Source organism: Puniceicoccus vermicola (assembly GCF_014230055.1).
Taxonomy (GTDB): Bacteria; Verrucomicrobiota; Verrucomicrobiia; order Opitutales; family Puniceicoccaceae; genus Puniceicoccus; species Puniceicoccus vermicola.
Map to the genome: position 1 here is coordinate 19,019 of NZ_JACHVA010000076.1, position 15,092 is coordinate 34,110.

The following is a 15,092-nucleotide window of genomic DNA, read 5'->3' on the forward strand; positions in this document are numbered from 1 at the left end:
AGTCCCGTTGTCTGATTCAGGCCTGGGCGGACAATCTGGCTTGGGGAAGACCAACCTCGCTGAGAAGGGAGTCGGGCATTGGTTCGGGGAGCGAAAATGAGACTCGATTGCGGGAATTTTTGAGCGTATCTGAGTATTGGTTCTTCTGTGACTAAATCTTCACTCCCCACTTGCAAATATTTCTATTTTGGAGTTTAGTGGGTGAATCCCCCATAAAAGCGGCATCTTCTTGATGCAGCGAAATGTCTCTTTTCAGCTTTTTAGTTCGATGACCTAGCCCCTCTAATAATGCGATCGATGAAGGAATTGTTTCCTCGTTGATTTTTGTTTTCGGATCGGAATCTGCTCCGATTCTATTTTTTAAAACCTTTGCTCGATCCGCACACGGACAGTGGTGTGATCGAAGCTCACGGATGGCCTGAAACCCCTCGTTCTCGCCGGGATCCGTGGTTTTCGATTCACCGTGTAGATCGTCGTAAAGACTGTCACGCCCTCGTCGTGAGAGCGTGCTTACCCCTGATGAAACCCCGTTCTGCACATGATTTTATTGCCTGTTTTTGCTTTCCTGCTTTAGCGGCTTCAGCACTTCTTTCTGGCTGTTCCACCGTAGGAAGGCAAAAGATTGTCATCTCGGCCCCTCCTCGCGTTCAAGTTGTAGAAACTTTGAATCGGCAGGAGGCCGCATCCCGGATGAAGGGGATCGAGGCTGAATTCCGGGGATCGGAGGTGCCGATGTTTGGCCGAGACTATTCCGGCCCGCCCCCGGAGGATCTTCAATATGCGGTTATCGACGAGGATTCGGTGCGCAGTTTGGCGTGGTGGTGCCAGCGGGTGACTAATACCGAATTTAGGAAGTTTTGATAGTTATGGCGGGATGGGAAATGAGTCTGAGCGAGGCGGCCCAATTGGAGGCGGGTCTGCGACCCGTGCCATTTGGGCTAACGCTGCTCAGGCTCATTTCCCGCCCGTCCCAGGGGGATGCCCCAGAATCGAAGGTCGCGGCGTTGCAGGGATCGGAGCGTATCTCGATACGAATCCGATCCCTGCGCCTTGCGCTGCTTCGATTCTACGCAGCACCATAAGGATCAAAACTTACTAAATTCGGTATAAGGGTTTGAAGGCCCAAGGGTTCCCTCACCGCGTTAATGGCCGTGATTGCGATGATCGGGCGGATCTAATTCAAGCGCTGAGGCAGTTCATCGACACGGGGGACTCGTCACTTTTTCTCGTGAAGCTTACGTTCGATTACTCCCGTTCTGCGCTGGGAGTTCCTGCAGGCAGGGGCTCCACTCACCAGCTTCTCGGTGTGCTGGCGGATAATGGCTGGTATGCTATTGAGGTCTCCGATGGGGAGTATTGCCGATTGTCGGAATTTCCAAATCGGGACGGTGCTCTCTATTATCAGCTACATTAGCGAAGCGTCTGGGCCAGCCCTTCTTCGAATCCGTAGAGAGGTTGCCACCCGGTAGCCGCAAGCTTCTCGGCGCTGGCGCGGGAGTGTTTTACGTCGCCGGAGCGGGTGGGGGCGTGGAGTATTTTCGACTGAGAGCCGGTCAGGGAAATGATCTTTTCCGCGAGCTGGTTGATGGTGATGCTTCCGCCGTATCCGATGTTATTGGCTCCGGCGACTGCCTCGGTTTCGGCCGCAAAGGCTAGACCGGCGGCGATGTCTTTGACGTAGATGAAATCGCGGGTTTGCTCGCCATCGCCAAAAATGGTGATCGGCTCATTCTTGCGGGCCCGGTCGATGAAAATGGGAACAGCCGCCGCGTAGGCACTGTGGGGATCCTGCCGGGGGCCAAAGACATTGAAGAACCGGAGGCAGGCCGTATTGACCCACCCTTCGCGTCGATAGAGGTCGCAGTAGTATTCGCCGTCGAGTTTGGTAATCGCGTAGGGACTACGGGGCTCTGGAGTCATTGTTTCAATTTTGGGAACGGTCGGGTTGTCTCCATAGACAGCGGCAGAGCTGGCGAGGACGACCTTTTTTACTCCAAAACGTTGGGCCGTTTCGAGGACATTGAGGAGCCCGGTGACGTTCAGGTCTACGCATCCCTGGGGGTTCTCCATTGACTCGGGAACGCTGATCAAGGCCGCCAGATGAAATACGTAATCGACATCCTGCATCGCTTCGGCGAGAGCCTCGCGGTCCAGGATGCTTGCTTCGACGAGCTCACAGTCGAGTCCATCAAGGTTCTCACGGTAACCCGTGCGCAAATTGTCGAGAACACGGATATCGGCTTTACCCTGATAGTGTTCGACCACGTGGCTTCCGATGAAGCCAGCTCCTCCGGTGATTAGGATTCTCACGAGATGGATCCTTTTTGTGCGAATTCGTTCACCTTGGCGTTCATTGCTTCGAATTGTTCTTCGATCGACTGGACGAGGGCGATCTGGGTTCGGCAGCGGTCGAGGTTGTGGCCCTCGCGATGCACCTTGAAATAGGTGTCGCCTTCGAGGAAGTCGGTAAGGAAGCGGATGCCGATCTCCATGGTGATGAGCTTGCCCGAGAAGGCGAGTTCAGCCCTTTCCGCTGGGGGCAGCATCGATCCGGTGCCTGCCAGATAGCCTTCGACGAGGGCCTCGAACATGGGCATTTGCATGCGCACTTGGGAGAGGTCCTTCTCGTCCTCGAGGGCTGGGCTGGTCGCGGTCCGTACGAGGTCGCCAAAATCGTAGAGGGCCAAACCGGGCATCGCGGTATCGAGGTCGATCACGCAGATTCCTTCTCCGGTTTTGTCGTCGATCATGACATTGTTCAGCTTGCAGTCGTTGTGGGTGACCCGTTCGGGCAACTCTCCGACGTTCTGCATCGCGAGGAGCCTTCCGGCATCATTCTCGCGCTGCGTGAAAAATTGAATCTCGTTCTGAACGGTGGCCGCCCGATTGCAAGGATCGCTTTCGACTGCACTGACCAGCTTTTGGAAACGAGCCACCGTGTTGTGAAAGTCAGGGATCGTTTCGTGGAGGCGGTCTCCTTCGAGGTCGGCCAGAGATTGTTGAAAAGCGCCGAATGCTTTGGCCGCTTCGCGAGCTTGCGCCGGGCTTTCAATTTTGTCGTAGGTCTGAGCTTGTTCGATGAAAAGGTAGCAGCGCCAATAGTATCCGTGCTCGTCGCGGACAAATGGTTCGCCACCCAAGGCGGGGACAATGCTGAGCACCCGGCGTGAACCGTCTGCGAGGGCGCTTTCGCGGCATCGCTGGTTGTTGTGTGCGCAGACGCGGGCGATGTTCTCCATCAACTTTTCGGGTTCGGTAAAGATCCCATGATTGATCCGCTGAAAAATGTAGCGGACTGGAGTGCCACCTTGGCTGGCGTTCACGGCAAAGGTGTCGTTGATGTGGCCGGAGCCGTAGGGGGCTCCCTCGAGAAAGCCGCCGTAGAGCCGGAACTGGGAGTAGATTTTGCGAAGGGCTTCCTGGGAAACCGGAGTGCGTTCGAATTTCATGATGCGGTCTTGGGCTGAAGGGGAGTGGGATAGATCTTTTGGCGGACGAGCTCTTGGATGAAGCTCTGGACGGCCGGCTTGTCCTCTCGGTAGGTGACGCCAGCCCACTGGCTGTCGGTCTTGAGAACTTGAACCTCGGCCCGGCCTTGGCGAATTTCCTCGTCGACGACGAAGGGAATGAAAAATTCGGATTTCAGTTCCTGGCCCTGTTTTTCGAGAAAGGTGAGGAACTGTTTTTCGAGAGCGGAGAAAATGTCCGGTTGAAATCCCCAAAGGTTCATAGAAACGAGCTCATCTCCAGTGAAAGTCTGGTCTTCGGCGCGGGCACCGTTGCCCTCTTTCTGGATCGCCGTCACCTCAACGATGTTCTCCAAGATGCCACGATCATCTGTCTGGCAGACGCCTCGGGAAACGGAGCCATGTTCACTGAGGGTGTTCCTCATCTTGTAAGCGACCATGGCAAAGGTCCCCTCAGGCCTTGGTTGCCGCAGGAACTGGGCGAGCTGCTCATAGGCGTGGCGCCCATAGAAGTCGTCGGCGTTGATGACGCCAAAAGGTTCATTGATGGTCTCCCGGGCGATGAGAATCGCGTGTCCCGTGCCCCAGGGTTTTTCTCTGCCAGCCGGAGGATGAAAATCCCCCGGGAGTAAGTCTAACTCCTGAAAGACATATTTGACTTCGATTTGAGATTCGTAGCGTGAACCTACGAGTTTTTTGAATTCCTCCTCGATGTCGCGACGGATGACGAAGACGACTTTACCAAATCCGGCCTGGAGGGCGTCGTGAATGGAGTAATCGAGGATGGTTTCACCGGAGGGGCCGACAGCGTCGACCTGCTTCAGACCGCCGTAGCGGCTGCCCATGCCGGCGGCAAGGATCAGAAGAGTAGGGGAGGTGTTGTTCATAAGAGTGGTAAAATCATAAAAAACAAAAAATAATTAAAATCAACGAAAATGATTCTTTGATAGCCCGTTTATTTTTCCTTTCATGAAATCAGAGGCAGAACTTGTGTGTTTGGGTCGCAGGGATGGACAGACTAGAATGACTATGTGAAACAAATAAAAATGTAACTTTTAGGTTCGTCTGCTTCTCTCTATTTTAGTAAGACTGAGGCCATCATGAATTTTCGAATTCTGCCAAACCTCGCTGTCCTTTTGCGGCACCTTTCGTAGTTTATACATTCAGTCACCCGTACCAATGTTTGCACGAGTTTTCTTTGCATCTCTTTTCTTTATAAATCTTACCTCTTTGCGTGGTCAGGACATTGCTTCTGCCCTTCAAACGATTGATCTGTCGCATCCGCGGCTCCTTTGGTCTGCGGAAGGGGTCGAGGATATGAAGGTCTTGATCGAAGAGGATCCTCAAGTTTCGGGGTTTGCCGACCATGTCTACGAAACGGCGGACAATCTTTGTGAGGAGCCGGTGCTCGAGCGGGTGATGGAGGGGCGCCGTCTTCTCGATGTTTCTCGGGAATTTCTACGAAGGATCCTGTATTGGGGAGTGTCCTACCGGTTGACCGGTGATGAGAGATATGCGGAGCGTGCCCGGGAGGAAATGCTGGAGGTATGCGGATTCACTGATTGGAACCCGAGCCATTTTCTGGACGTGGCCGAAATGACGGCGGGCATGGCAATTGGCTACGATTGGTTTTTCGAAACTCTGTCAGAGGAAGATCGGAAGGCGATTCGCGAGGGAATTATCTCTCAGGGCCTAGAGCCCTCTTACGAAATCGATGGTTGGTGGGTAGACTACCCGAATAATTGGAATCAAGTGATTCACGGTGGCCTGGTCATGGGAGCTCTGGCGATTTATGATCAGGGGGGGCCGGAGATCGCCGTAGAGGTTATTGAAAGAGCTTTGGAAAATGCTCATTCCGGTTTGAGCACCTATGGCCCGGATGGGGCTTATCCAGAAGGGCCGGCCTACTGGTCTTATGGCACCAGTTATTCGGTTTTGATGATGGCATCCCTGGAAAGTGTTTTCGGTTCGGATTTCGGTCTTTCGGAAGCGCCTGGGTTTCTCGAGTCTGCCGAGTACGTTCTGCACTCTGGAGGTCCGTCGGGGCAGTATTTCAACTATTCGGATTCCCGACCCCAGACCGGGATCCGGCCGGAGGTGTTCTGGTTTGCCGAGAAGTTGGGCCGTCCAGAGCTGCTTTGGCGTCAGAGAAAGAATTTGGCCAAATTCAATGCAAACGAGCTGGCGGAGCCGCCCGACACCCGAATGTTTCCGCTTCTGCTGGTCTGGGGAAATGGACTCTCAGAGGAAATCGTTCCCGAGGATCTGGATTGGAGCGGGGGCGGGGAAACTCCCGTGGCGTTTCATCGAACGAGCTGGACCGATCCTGACGCGACCTATGTCGGTATCAAAGGGGGGGCTCCCAGTGTAAGTCATGCGCACATGGACGTCGGTCAGTTTGTTATGGAGTCGGACGGTGTGCGTTGGGCGTCAGATCTGGGGATGCAATCCTACCACGAACTGGAGGCAACGGGGCTTCATATTTTTGGGAAGGACCGTTGGAAGGTCTTTCGCATGTCCAACATGAGCCACAGTGTTCTGGTCGTGAATGGACAACCTCAGGGCTTCGAGGGATCGGCGACGATAGAACGTTCGGCGACGGGTGAGGAGGGTGCTTACACCATACTCGATATGTCCGAGGTTTATGCGGGACAGCTCAAAGGTGTCCGGAGGGGGATTGCTCTCAAAAAGAATGGAGCCGTCCAGGTGGAGGATGATTTCGAGATTCTCGATCAGCCTACCGAAATTCGCTGGTCGATGCTGACTTTTGCCGAGGTCACCCTTGAGGACGATCATCGCGCAACTTTGACTCAGGACGGGGAGACCCTTTCGTTTGAGGTGCTTTCGCCAAAGGCCGAAAAGCTGGAGGTGATTGATATTTCAAACCCGCCTAAGGACTACGACGCACGCAATCCGGGAGCCAAGTTGCTCTCGTTCACACTGTCCTTGGAGCCTTCGGCGGATGAGCACGAGCAGCGGATTGCCGTGGCGTTGATTCCGGGGAGCCTGGGGGATATCGATCCCGAGTTTTTACCGATGCAGGATTGGTCATCGTCCGGAGCGGTTCTCCCGCTCGAGTAGAGTCAGCGGGAGGTCCGGGGAACAAAATTGTCGAATCAAACGATCCGGTTTGCGGCGATGATGCGGATAAACCCCTTAGCACTCACCTTGGGAGTGCGTTCTTGGGGCTCGTAGTCGTTGTAGAAGACGCCGAAACGCAGTTGGTATCTGCCCATCCATTCGTAGTTGTCGATGAAGGACCAGAGAAAATATCCCTCGACCGGAACACCGTCGCCGATGGCGCGATGGGGTTCCTTTAGGTAGTCGCGCACATAGTCTCGGCGGTGAAGGTCGAGTGCCTCGCCATTTACGGGAGGTGCATCGGCGAATCCTTACTGGAAATTCCCGGGAAAGGAAAGAGTCTGGCTCGGGATCATGGCGCCCCCGAAAAGTAACCAAAAATATTGTGACTCAAAAGAGATTTAGGTTGAATCGTGGATCAAGAGTACAGGCAAATGAAAGGCGACGATGAGTGACATTGAAGAGACAAGAAGGAAGCGGGTATCTCCGGCTCTCGAGCGCGAGAAATTGCTGCGTAATCCGGCGACGGGTTGGATGCTCTACGATGATGCGGCGGGCGAGGTCGCGGATGCCGAGTCTTACTGGGAGGCGATGGATGAGGCGGCCCGCCAGCACGCGTCGATTTTCTACCTGCGTTGGCGGTGGTCCGATGCGGAGCCGGAAGAGGGGCGTTATGCTTGGAAGTACGATGATAATTTCAAAGCTCTAATCGAGGGCGCCAGAAAGCGGGGGTTGCGTTTGGCGTTTCGGTTCTATGTCGCCTCGAAGGACAATCTTCGCCAGTCCACGCCGGATTTCGTGCGCGTGGCGGGTGCGGAAGGCTCAATGCAGGATGGAGAGGGGGGCGTGCCTCTTTGGAGCCCTTACATTGACGATCCGGTCTTTCAGGAGAAACTGGGCAACTTCGTCGCGGCTTTTGCCGAGGAATATGACGACCCGAGCCGCGTTGACTTTATTGATGCCCTCGGCCTCGGTTGGTGGGGGGAGGGGCATAACCTGAATCTGAAGGATCCGAACAGCTGGGAATCGGTTTATTACTGGATCCTGGATTTATATTCGGATCACTTTCGGAAGGTGCTTCTGGGCATCCAGTACAACACGGCATTTGGTTGGGAGTTCGATGAGGATCTGGCGATTCGGGGGCGGGATTACATCATCCGCCGTGACGGTTTGGGAAGTTTCTGGTTCTCGGATCACGAGCGTGAACGGTTTGAAGAGTTGTTTCCGAGGCATCCCCTTTTTGGCGAGCGCTGCTATTGGGGGGATCGTCCCGAGATGCCAGACCTCGCGGCTCGGGATGATGCGCGGTTTGGAGATCGAATCCATAGTTGGCGTGATCTGGATGAGGTGGCCATTGAGGATGCCTTGACCCACCACGCCAATACTCTGGATCTTCGGACGGTCGTGGATACCCAGCGCTTCATGGGCTATCCAGAGCTCATTGAACGTTTCAAGCGGGAAGGAGGGTATCGTCTGGCCCTGAAGGAGGCGTCTTTTTCGAAGTGTCTGGGTATCGGCCAGTCCACGACGATCGAGCACACTTGGATCAATTTGGGAACGGGGGTTCTTCCGAACCACAATCAGCGGTGGGCGCAAAAATATCGCCCGGCTTTTGCCCTCCTTGCGGAGGGGAGTGAGGTCCCGGATAAATCGATGATCTGGATTGATTCAACGGCGGAGCCCGGCGACTGGATCGCGGAGCACGAGTATCCGTATTCATTGGAGATTACGGTTCCGGAGACGATCCGGCCGGGGCGCTATCGTCTTGCCTGCGCGATCCTCAATACCCTCGGGGATGGAATGCCATCCCTCCAGATCGCGATTACCAATGACCGAGTTAAAGAGTGGTATTTCCTCGGGTCGATTGAGGTCGAGGGCTCCTAACGTCTCTTTCCGCTGGGAGTCACCTACAAGAGGAGAGGGTTCTTTTCCACCGTAGGATCGGTGCCTCAATTCTTCTCGATCTCCCGTTCGAACCAAGGCAGGCGATCTAATGGGGCTTCGACCTGGATCGTCTGTTCGCCTTCGTATCGGGTGCCATCGTCGGCAGTCCAAGTGCCTGGAGGAAGAATGACCGAACGGGATTCGGCGCCTTTTTCAAGGACGGGGCAGACGAGGATATCCTCGCCGAGAATGAACTGGTCCACGACGCGATCATACCCTCGGCCGGGCCAGAACCATTCGAGTGATTTGATGATGGGCTCTCCGGTGTTTGCCGATCTGTGAGCATATTCCAGTATTCGCGGCGCGGTGCGGGTGTGCAGCTTGGCCATCTCGAGACAGATCGCCTGCTTCTCGGGATCGAGAACCCGCCAGGGGGCCAACGAGAACTGCATCATCGGCATAAGGGCATGCGCTTGGGCGGAACGGACAATGAGTTCTTGATCGATGTTCTCGGCGCGGAGGAATGAGAGATATTCGCCGCCTCCGATCATGTCAGGACAGGTGAAAGCATAGCCCATCAACCCTTGGGCGATGGAGCAGGGGATGAGTGTGCGGAGGTCCTCCCACTTGTGCTTTTTATCCTGGAGGCGTTGGACGAGTGGTTGTCCGGCCATTTTCCAGCAGGCCCGATACTCGTTGAAGGCGAAGGGGAGGCCCGCGGCCGCGAATTGCTCGCTGTGGTCTGTCGGGAGGAAGGAGAGATTCTGCGAGGGCACTCCGCTGTAAAAGGCCGGATCTCCCGCGTCGAACTTGAACCCGTCGATGCCGTATTCATCGACGAGTTTCTGCAGGGATAGGCGGAACCACTCGCGGGCATCCGGGTTGCTCAGGTCGATCATGGCACTGGCTCCATTCCACCAGCGAATCAGCGCGGGTTTGAACTCGGTATTGGCCCAGAGAATATCCTGAGTCGGTTGCTCGTCCGGATGGAGAAAGTGTTTCTCAGCCAGTTCCCGGCAGGTGGCCGAATCGGCACTGACAAATGGGCAGACCCAAAGCATGACTTTGAAGCCCATGTCATGAAGCTTCTCGATCATGGCTTTTGGGTCGGAGAAGCGGCGCGCGGAAAATTCCCAGGTGCCGTAATCTTCCTGCCAGTTGTCGTCGATGAGAATGGTTCCCGGAGGATAGCCCGCCGCAATAATACTTTCAGCGTACTCAAGGATCTTCTCCTCGCGCTGATCATACATCAACTCGATCCAGGTGTTGTATTGAGGAGCATTGAAGAGAATGGGATCCGGAATTGAGCCGGAAGCCGGGAAGTGATTTCGACTGGCATGGCAAAATGCCTCCTTTAGCGAGTTCCCCTCTTCGAACAAGTGAATCTCAGAGTGTGCCTTGCTCAGGTGCAGGGATCCTTGCTTGAACTCGAAATGGAACGGGTGGTCGCTCCAGACGTATCTTCCTCTGTTGGAGACCAGCAATGGCTGCGCCTGATTGCCCAGGTTCTCGTTGAGAAGGTCACAGCTGATCGTGCTCTCGGACCGGAAGGGCATGGATGCGCCCAGGGCTGAGAGTCCTCCCCACCAGCTTTCGTTGGGAAGGAGTGGAATGGATCGGTTGGAGTAGTCTGTCATGACGGGATTTTTTGAGTCGTCTAGGATCGAGGAGAATGGAGAATTAGTTGGAGGATACCTGAAGGCGCAGAAAGAGCGTGGCGGAATTTTGACTGAGGGAGTCTTCGATGGTCACTCGTTTCGTCAGATCGTCGATTTTCGTTTCTTTCACGAAGGCTGGTCCGTTCCAATTATCGCTTCCACGGGAAAGGGATGAGATCGTGTGCCACTCTCGCAAGTCTTCGGACGCTTGGCAGGCATAGTTGACAGGGGCGGGGCTCAAGCGCGTGAATTGGAATCCGAGACCCTGAGTTTCAGGATTGAAAAAAGTAAGTAGAGGTGGCGGAGAAGGTTGTGTTGGGGAATGGTGGGTGGCGAACTCGAGAAGGTTGGCCACTCCGTCTTCATCGTAGTCATAACCGTTGGCGGCCTCTCCCCGGTTGGCTGTGGTCTTGAAATGATAATCCCGCCAGGATTGCAGCCGGGACAGGATCTTAAAGCGGTCGATCTCCAGATCGTATCCGGAGCTGGCAGCGTGCTTACCGGTGACGGTAAGTCGCAGCGAGGAGGGGCCAGCCGGGATACTTATGGTTCCGAGGTCGAACTCAGAGTAGCCTGGTTCCGGAGAATAGGCATCGATCTCTTGGCCCACTGTCGTTCCGTTTACCGATAATCTCGCGATCCCGGAGTTGGGAGTGCAGTAGAGAGTGACTTTCAGGTGATAATTCTCCTCTTCTGGGAGATCGACGAAATGCTCGATGTAGTCTCCCAAGGAGGTTGCCCGGAAAACTCGATGGCGACCCTGCGTCGATTCGGGATTCTCGGTGATGAATTGAGGCCTTTGATTGGTTTGTGAATCCAGGTCTTCCGCTTTGAAGATGCCGGGATCGACTTCGAAGGTTTGCGGGAGGGGGGTGTTGAATTGGATGTCAGTCACGTATTCGTTGAATTCCAGCTGGTCAAGAGAGGTGAGGGGAAGGCCCATGTTTGAGCAGTTGTTAAAGCGGACATGATCGATGCGGTTTGCGGGTCCGGCTCCCTCCAGTCGAATGGTTCCCCCATTCATGGTGACGTTCTTGAAAAGCAGGCGGTTTATGAATCCCCTCTGTTGGAGGAATCCAGTTTTGTTGCTGTAGTGGGTTTCAAGAATCCGGAGATTGATGGGACTTTTTTCGCGCTCGATGTTGATGTTTTCGAAGGTCAGGTCCTCCATCCAAGCCCAGTCCGAGTAGTCGCTGTAGAGTCCAGATCCGGCGTGATAAAGAATGTCGAGATTGCGCAGGGTAATGTCTCGCCAGAGCTGGGCTTCCATAGAGGCGCCAATGCGCACGCCGTTTCCAAGCCAACTGTTCCAAATGACGATATTCTCGGCCAGGACTCGCTCGGTGATCATTTCACCGTTGGTTTCGGCATCGAGAGAGTGCCAGCCGAGACCATCGTCCTCTCCACGGATAAAGGTGTCCCGGACAACAAAATCCTTCACGGCGTCAATATCGACCCCATCGGTGTTCGGCCCTTTTCCGAAGATGTTGAGGTGAGCGAAGGTGACTTCGGTCGAATTCAGGGTCAGGGTCTGCCACCAAGTGTGATAGTTTCTGATCGAAATGCCTTCGATGAGGATATTGTTTGAATCTTCGACAAGGATGCCATGGGTCCGATCCGCATGAACGGCATAGCCTTCGGTTTCCAAAAAACCGTCACCGATAACCCGAACGTTTTCCACGCCCTTGATTTCGATTCTTCCTTTGACGAGAGATCCAGGGGCAAAGTAGAGGGTCTCTCCGCTTTGCGGCTTAACGACTCCGGCGTTTGTGGTCCCCGCTCCGAAGTAAACAACCTTGGGATCTCCGGGCAAAGGTGGATCGATTACGGGAGGGGTGGCAATGATGGCGAGAGGGGTTCGCCCGGGAATTTGCAGGACGAGTTTGAGCGGAGAATCGAGCGTGAATCGAAGCTCTTGGCCGGATCGGTTGACGGTGAGATTGTGTCGGCTGGGCTTCAGCGTGTATCCCGAGAAGCCATCGGCTACGGAGATTTCGACCTCCGCGGGGCCCTCATCCAAGGTGAAGAGAGCCACGTCGAAATCATACCTTTCGGCTTTAACGGGTACCGATTGGTGATCCGCCATCACCGAGTAGCGGGGACTTGCAGGACGCTCCGGGTGTCCGGGGAGCGGGGTCGCCGGAGAAGTGTCGACTGGTGGCCCGGGTGTGTAGTCGATGGAAAGAATCGGAGGATTGTCGCCGTGGCGTGAAGCGATGCGGAGGATGCTGCGGCTTCCATTGTAGGTCCCCAGCCGAGTGAGGAGGGAGAAGGTTTTCCCGGTCGAGTTTCTCACCGTGGTGGTGAGATCGGTTGAGGAAAACGTGATCTTGTCACCCGCATTGACCCTCGCGGGATCGACCTGGGTTTTCGCAATTTCCGGGTTGTAGTCCCCACCGGCTTGATTCCAGAAAATACCTTCCGTCCTCTGATACCAGGTGACCTCGCCTTCATCGAAGTCGGTGACGAGAGGATGGAGCTGAATCGATTCGAGATTGCTGACGCTCCCGCCACCGGAAGTGTCCCGGTTTGCGATGGATAATTCTAGGGTCGCCTTGTTGATGGTGGCGTTGTCCAGGACGGGATTGGATAGATCGAAGGCGAGAAGCCCGTGAAGCCGGTCGTTGACTGTGCGGGTTTCCCCGAGGAGCCAAGTCCAGTTCGTCAAGTTTTTGGTCTCCGTCGCATCCTGACTCTCACGGATGAATCCGTCGGAGGATGCCGGGAGAATCAGTGTGTCTCCCTCCAGGGTTGGGTGGAGGCCCAGGACGGTGAGAGCGAGAAGGATCCGTTTCCCAAGGGAAACGGTCCTTCTTCCGGCTCGCGCCTTGCGTGCCCTGGAAAGGGGACCCATTCGACAAATCAGCTTTCGCTTTTGTTCACGCTTTTCTCGTCGGAGTTCGTCTGCTCAATGAAATCCACATCCTCGGCATTCTGGTTGCCAATTACCTGTCCGTTGTCGAGGACGTTGCGCTTGATGTTCTTCAAGTTGCGGAACAGGCGTGTGAGATCCCAAGTGCCTCCAATGAAGAACCAGATGGAGGTGATTCCGCCGACGCCGAGCAGGACGGGAAGTGTGAAGTATTTGAAATACCAGAGCCAAGTCTTGTCAGTCCAGACTCCGAAGACCGTATTGGCGATGACCACATAGAGGAAGGTCACGAGCTTGAATGCCGTGTAATAGAAAACGGCCCAAGCGAGGATGCGGTCTCCGCGGGAGTATTCACCGTCGATGCCAACCACGCGTCCAACCCATGAGCGTTTTTGAAGCGGTTTGACTGCGGCTACGTGCTCGCGGTTGTATTTTCCGCGGTGGAGCATCTTCTCCAGGTTGAAGGGCTCGCGGCAGGTGAGTAACGAGACGACGATGTAGACGAGGGTCGAGCTGACGATCGTAAGAAGAAGAACCTCTTGGCCCGAAATCGGGAAATAGAGCGGATTCACTTCCCAGTTTACAAAGGGAAGGGCTGACCCCAGACCCTCCAGATTGGTTTTGAGGGATGCAAGGAAGTCGGGAGCGTTGGTATTGAGCCAGGGATAGATGTACTCCGACCAATATTTTTGTCCGAGAAATCCAGTCACTCCCAAAGTCGCTCCGGTGAGCATGCCCGCCCAGGCTCCGGCGGTGGTGCCCCGGCGGCTGTAGAGCCCTCCGATGATGACAATCCCCGCACCTCCCACATAGATCGAACCCGTCAGGGCGAAGAACATGAGAATGTAGGTAACTTGCCCAAAATACATACTGAAGAACCAGGCGAAGATCGCAATACCGAGGATCGCCAATCGCAGGTAGAGGATTTGTCTTTTGGGAGTGATCGGCTTCTTGCGCAGAGGCATGACCACATCCTGAATGAAGATACTGCCCCACGAGTGGAGGTAACTCGTATCCGTGCTCACCAAGAGGAACACCATCATCGCGACGAATATTCCGGTGACCCCGATGGGGAAAATCTCGCGTAGGGCAACGGGGACGAGCATTTGATTGCGGATCGTTTCCGTTACCGTTGGGTTTTCGAAATTGATTCGAGCACTGAGCTCCTGCTGGACTCCGGAAGCCCCGGCGCTGAAGTCCGGGTGATTCATGAAGGTGTAGGCGGCCAGCGCCATCAGGATAATGGTGATGTAGGTGAAGCCTGATCGCCAGGTGCCGAGCACTGCGGCCATTTTCTGTTCGTGTGGCGAGGTCGCGGCGGCGTTGAAGCCTTGGGTGCCCTGCCAGGACATACGACCGTAGACCAGACCGATCAATCCGATGATCACATAGAGCAAGTTGAAATCGGTGAAGTTCCCGGTGTCGAAAGGATTGAGAAAAGACTCACCGGCAGGTCGATCCAGCATGGCCTCCCCGATTTGGGAGAAGGAGAAGATGCAGAAGATGCAGATGGTGATAATTCCGAACCCAATATAACCGAAGAGACCTTGGACGCAGTCAGTGACCATCGTGGTCAATTGGCCTCCCATCAGCACGATGGCCAGAGCAATCGAGAGGAAGAACGCCATCATGAAGCCGAACGTATTTACATCGAACCCGAAAAGAGGGAATGTGTCCGGCAGCCCGCAGTAGTAGATTAAGAATCGGCCTCCAACCGCGGGGAAGAGAGCGTAATTGACCACCCCGGACACGAAGGCGAGCATCCCCGTGAAGATACGGAATTTGCGGGAATAACGCACCTCGAAGAACTGAGCCATAGTCAGGGCCCGGGTTTCCCGGTAGCGGTAGATCATGAATCCGGTCAAGGCCATGATCAGCCCCGCGAGTTCGGCCATATGCTGCCAGAAGTAGAGAGAGACTCCGGAGCGGAAGTAATATTCAAACATCCCGATGACGGAGATCAGGCCGATCGCGGCCTCTCCGGCAGAAACGCAAAGAACATAGCGACCCGCAACGCGCCCTCCAGCCAGGAAGTCGGCGACTCCCTTAACGTGGGACCTCGCCTTGATTCCAATGGCAAGGACGGTAAGGACAGGGATCGTGACGATAATCCAGTCTAGATAGTGCATA

At 55.0% G+C, this 15,092-nt stretch carries 11 protein-coding genes and 1 pseudogene; 5 read left to right on the plus strand and 7 right to left on the minus strand.

From position 1 onward, the window contains the following. Positions 1-663: 663 nt before the first annotated feature. From H5P30_RS08425 to H5P30_RS08435, 3 genes are all read left to right on the plus strand, one after another. Entirely contained in the window at positions 664-861 is a 198-nt protein-coding gene (locus tag H5P30_RS08425) for a hypothetical protein (RefSeq protein ID WP_185692506.1), read from the plus strand. 5 nt (positions 862-866) lie between these two features. Next, entirely contained in the window at positions 867-1,082 is a 216-nt protein-coding gene (locus H5P30_RS08430) for a hypothetical protein (RefSeq protein WP_185692507.1), read from the plus strand. A 146-nt stretch (positions 1,083-1,228) separates the two neighbouring features. Continuing rightward, positions 1,229-1,414 carry a hypothetical protein gene (locus H5P30_RS08435; RefSeq protein ID WP_185692508.1) on the plus strand — a complete coding sequence of 62 codons (186 nt, stop codon included), beginning with the start codon at positions 1,229-1,231 and terminating at the stop codon, positions 1,412-1,414. On the opposite strand, the gene H5P30_RS08440 is transcribed toward H5P30_RS08435, so the two are convergent. Genes H5P30_RS08440 through H5P30_RS08450 form a run of 3 tightly spaced genes read right to left on the minus strand, consistent with a single transcriptional unit; the run spans position 1,411 to position 4,354 of the window. Continuing rightward, entirely contained in the window at positions 1,411-2,310 is a 900-nt protein-coding gene (locus H5P30_RS08440) for an NAD-dependent epimerase/dehydratase family protein (RefSeq protein WP_185692509.1), read from the minus strand. The two genes, H5P30_RS08435 and H5P30_RS08440, sit on opposite strands and share 4 nt — an antisense overlap. Then, positions 2,307-3,449: a phosphotransferase enzyme family protein gene (locus H5P30_RS08445; protein WP_185692510.1), complete on the minus strand. Its 1,143-nt coding sequence runs from the start codon at positions 3,447-3,449 to the stop codon at positions 2,307-2,309. The genes H5P30_RS08440 and H5P30_RS08445 overlap by 4 nt, the downstream gene beginning before the upstream one ends. Next, complete coding sequence (locus tag H5P30_RS08450) at positions 3,446-4,354, minus strand: nucleotidyltransferase family protein (protein ID WP_185692511.1); 909 nt, start codon at positions 4,352-4,354, stop codon at positions 3,446-3,448. Before H5P30_RS08450 ends, H5P30_RS08445 begins: the two co-directional genes overlap by 4 nt. Positions 4,355-4,646: 292 nt before the next feature. Between H5P30_RS08450 and H5P30_RS08455 the strand changes: the two genes are divergently transcribed. Further along, positions 4,647-6,548 carry a heparinase II/III domain-containing protein gene (locus H5P30_RS08455; RefSeq protein WP_185692512.1) on the plus strand — a complete coding sequence of 634 codons (1,902 nt, stop codon included), beginning with the start codon at positions 4,647-4,649 and terminating at the stop codon, positions 6,546-6,548. A gap of 35 nt (positions 6,549-6,583) precedes the next feature. Here H5P30_RS08455 and H5P30_RS08460 read toward each other — a convergent pair. After that, positions 6,584-6,820: pseudogene (locus H5P30_RS08460) on the minus strand (family 1 glycosylhydrolase); the annotation flags it as partial. Between the two features lie 175 nt (positions 6,821-6,995). Between H5P30_RS08460 and H5P30_RS08465 the strand changes: the two are divergent. Further along, a complete protein-coding gene (locus H5P30_RS08465) occupies positions 6,996-8,432 on the plus strand; it encodes a hypothetical protein (protein ID WP_185692514.1) in 1,437 nt (478 codons plus the stop codon). Positions 8,433-8,497: 65 nt separating this feature from the next. Here H5P30_RS08465 and H5P30_RS08470 read toward each other — a convergent pair whose 3' ends face one another. From H5P30_RS08470 to H5P30_RS08480, 3 genes are read right to left on the minus strand one after another with little or no spacing between them, the layout of a single operon-like run. After that, on the minus strand, positions 8,498-10,069 hold the full coding sequence (locus H5P30_RS08470) for a glycoside hydrolase family 31 protein (RefSeq protein WP_185692515.1): 1,572 nt from the start codon (positions 10,067-10,069) through the stop codon (positions 8,498-8,500). A 43-nt stretch (positions 10,070-10,112) separates the two neighbouring features. Next, the gene (locus H5P30_RS08475; RefSeq protein ID WP_185692516.1) at positions 10,113-12,944 is read right to left on the minus strand and encodes a DNRLRE domain-containing protein; all 2,832 of its coding nucleotides are present in this window, start codon (positions 12,942-12,944) and stop codon (positions 10,113-10,115) included. 8 nt (positions 12,945-12,952) lie between these two features. Further along, a complete protein-coding gene (locus H5P30_RS08480) occupies positions 12,953-15,091 on the minus strand; it encodes a sodium:solute symporter family protein (protein WP_185692517.1) in 2,139 nt (712 codons plus the stop codon). Position 15,092: the final 1 nt, after the last annotated feature.

Bases quoted from the DNA above. Each gene is read 5' to 3' on its own strand.
- H5P30_RS08480 (WP_185692517.1), bottom strand. From the start codon at position 15,091: ATGCACTATCTAGACTGGATTATCGTCACGATCCCTGTCCTTACCGTC.
- H5P30_RS08470 (WP_185692515.1), bottom strand. From the start codon at position 10,069: ATGACAGACTACTCCAACCGATCCATTCCACTCCTTCCCAACGAAAGC.
- H5P30_RS08455 (WP_185692512.1), top strand. From the start codon at position 4,647: ATGTTTGCACGAGTTTTCTTTGCATCTCTTTTCTTTATAAATCTTACC.
- H5P30_RS08445 (WP_185692510.1), bottom strand. From the start codon at position 3,449: ATGAAATTCGAACGCACTCCGGTTTCCCAGGAAGCCCTTCGCAAAATC.
- H5P30_RS08465 (WP_185692514.1), top strand. From the start codon at position 6,996: ATGAGTGACATTGAAGAGACAAGAAGGAAGCGGGTATCTCCGGCTCTC.
- H5P30_RS08430 (WP_185692507.1), top strand. From the start codon at position 867: ATGGCGGGATGGGAAATGAGTCTGAGCGAGGCGGCCCAATTGGAGGCG.
- H5P30_RS08450 (WP_185692511.1), bottom strand. From the start codon at position 4,354: ATGAACAACACCTCCCCTACTCTTCTGATCCTTGCCGCCGGCATGGGC.
- H5P30_RS08475 (WP_185692516.1), bottom strand. From the start codon at position 12,944: ATGGGTCCCCTTTCCAGGGCACGCAAGGCGCGAGCCGGAAGAAGGACC.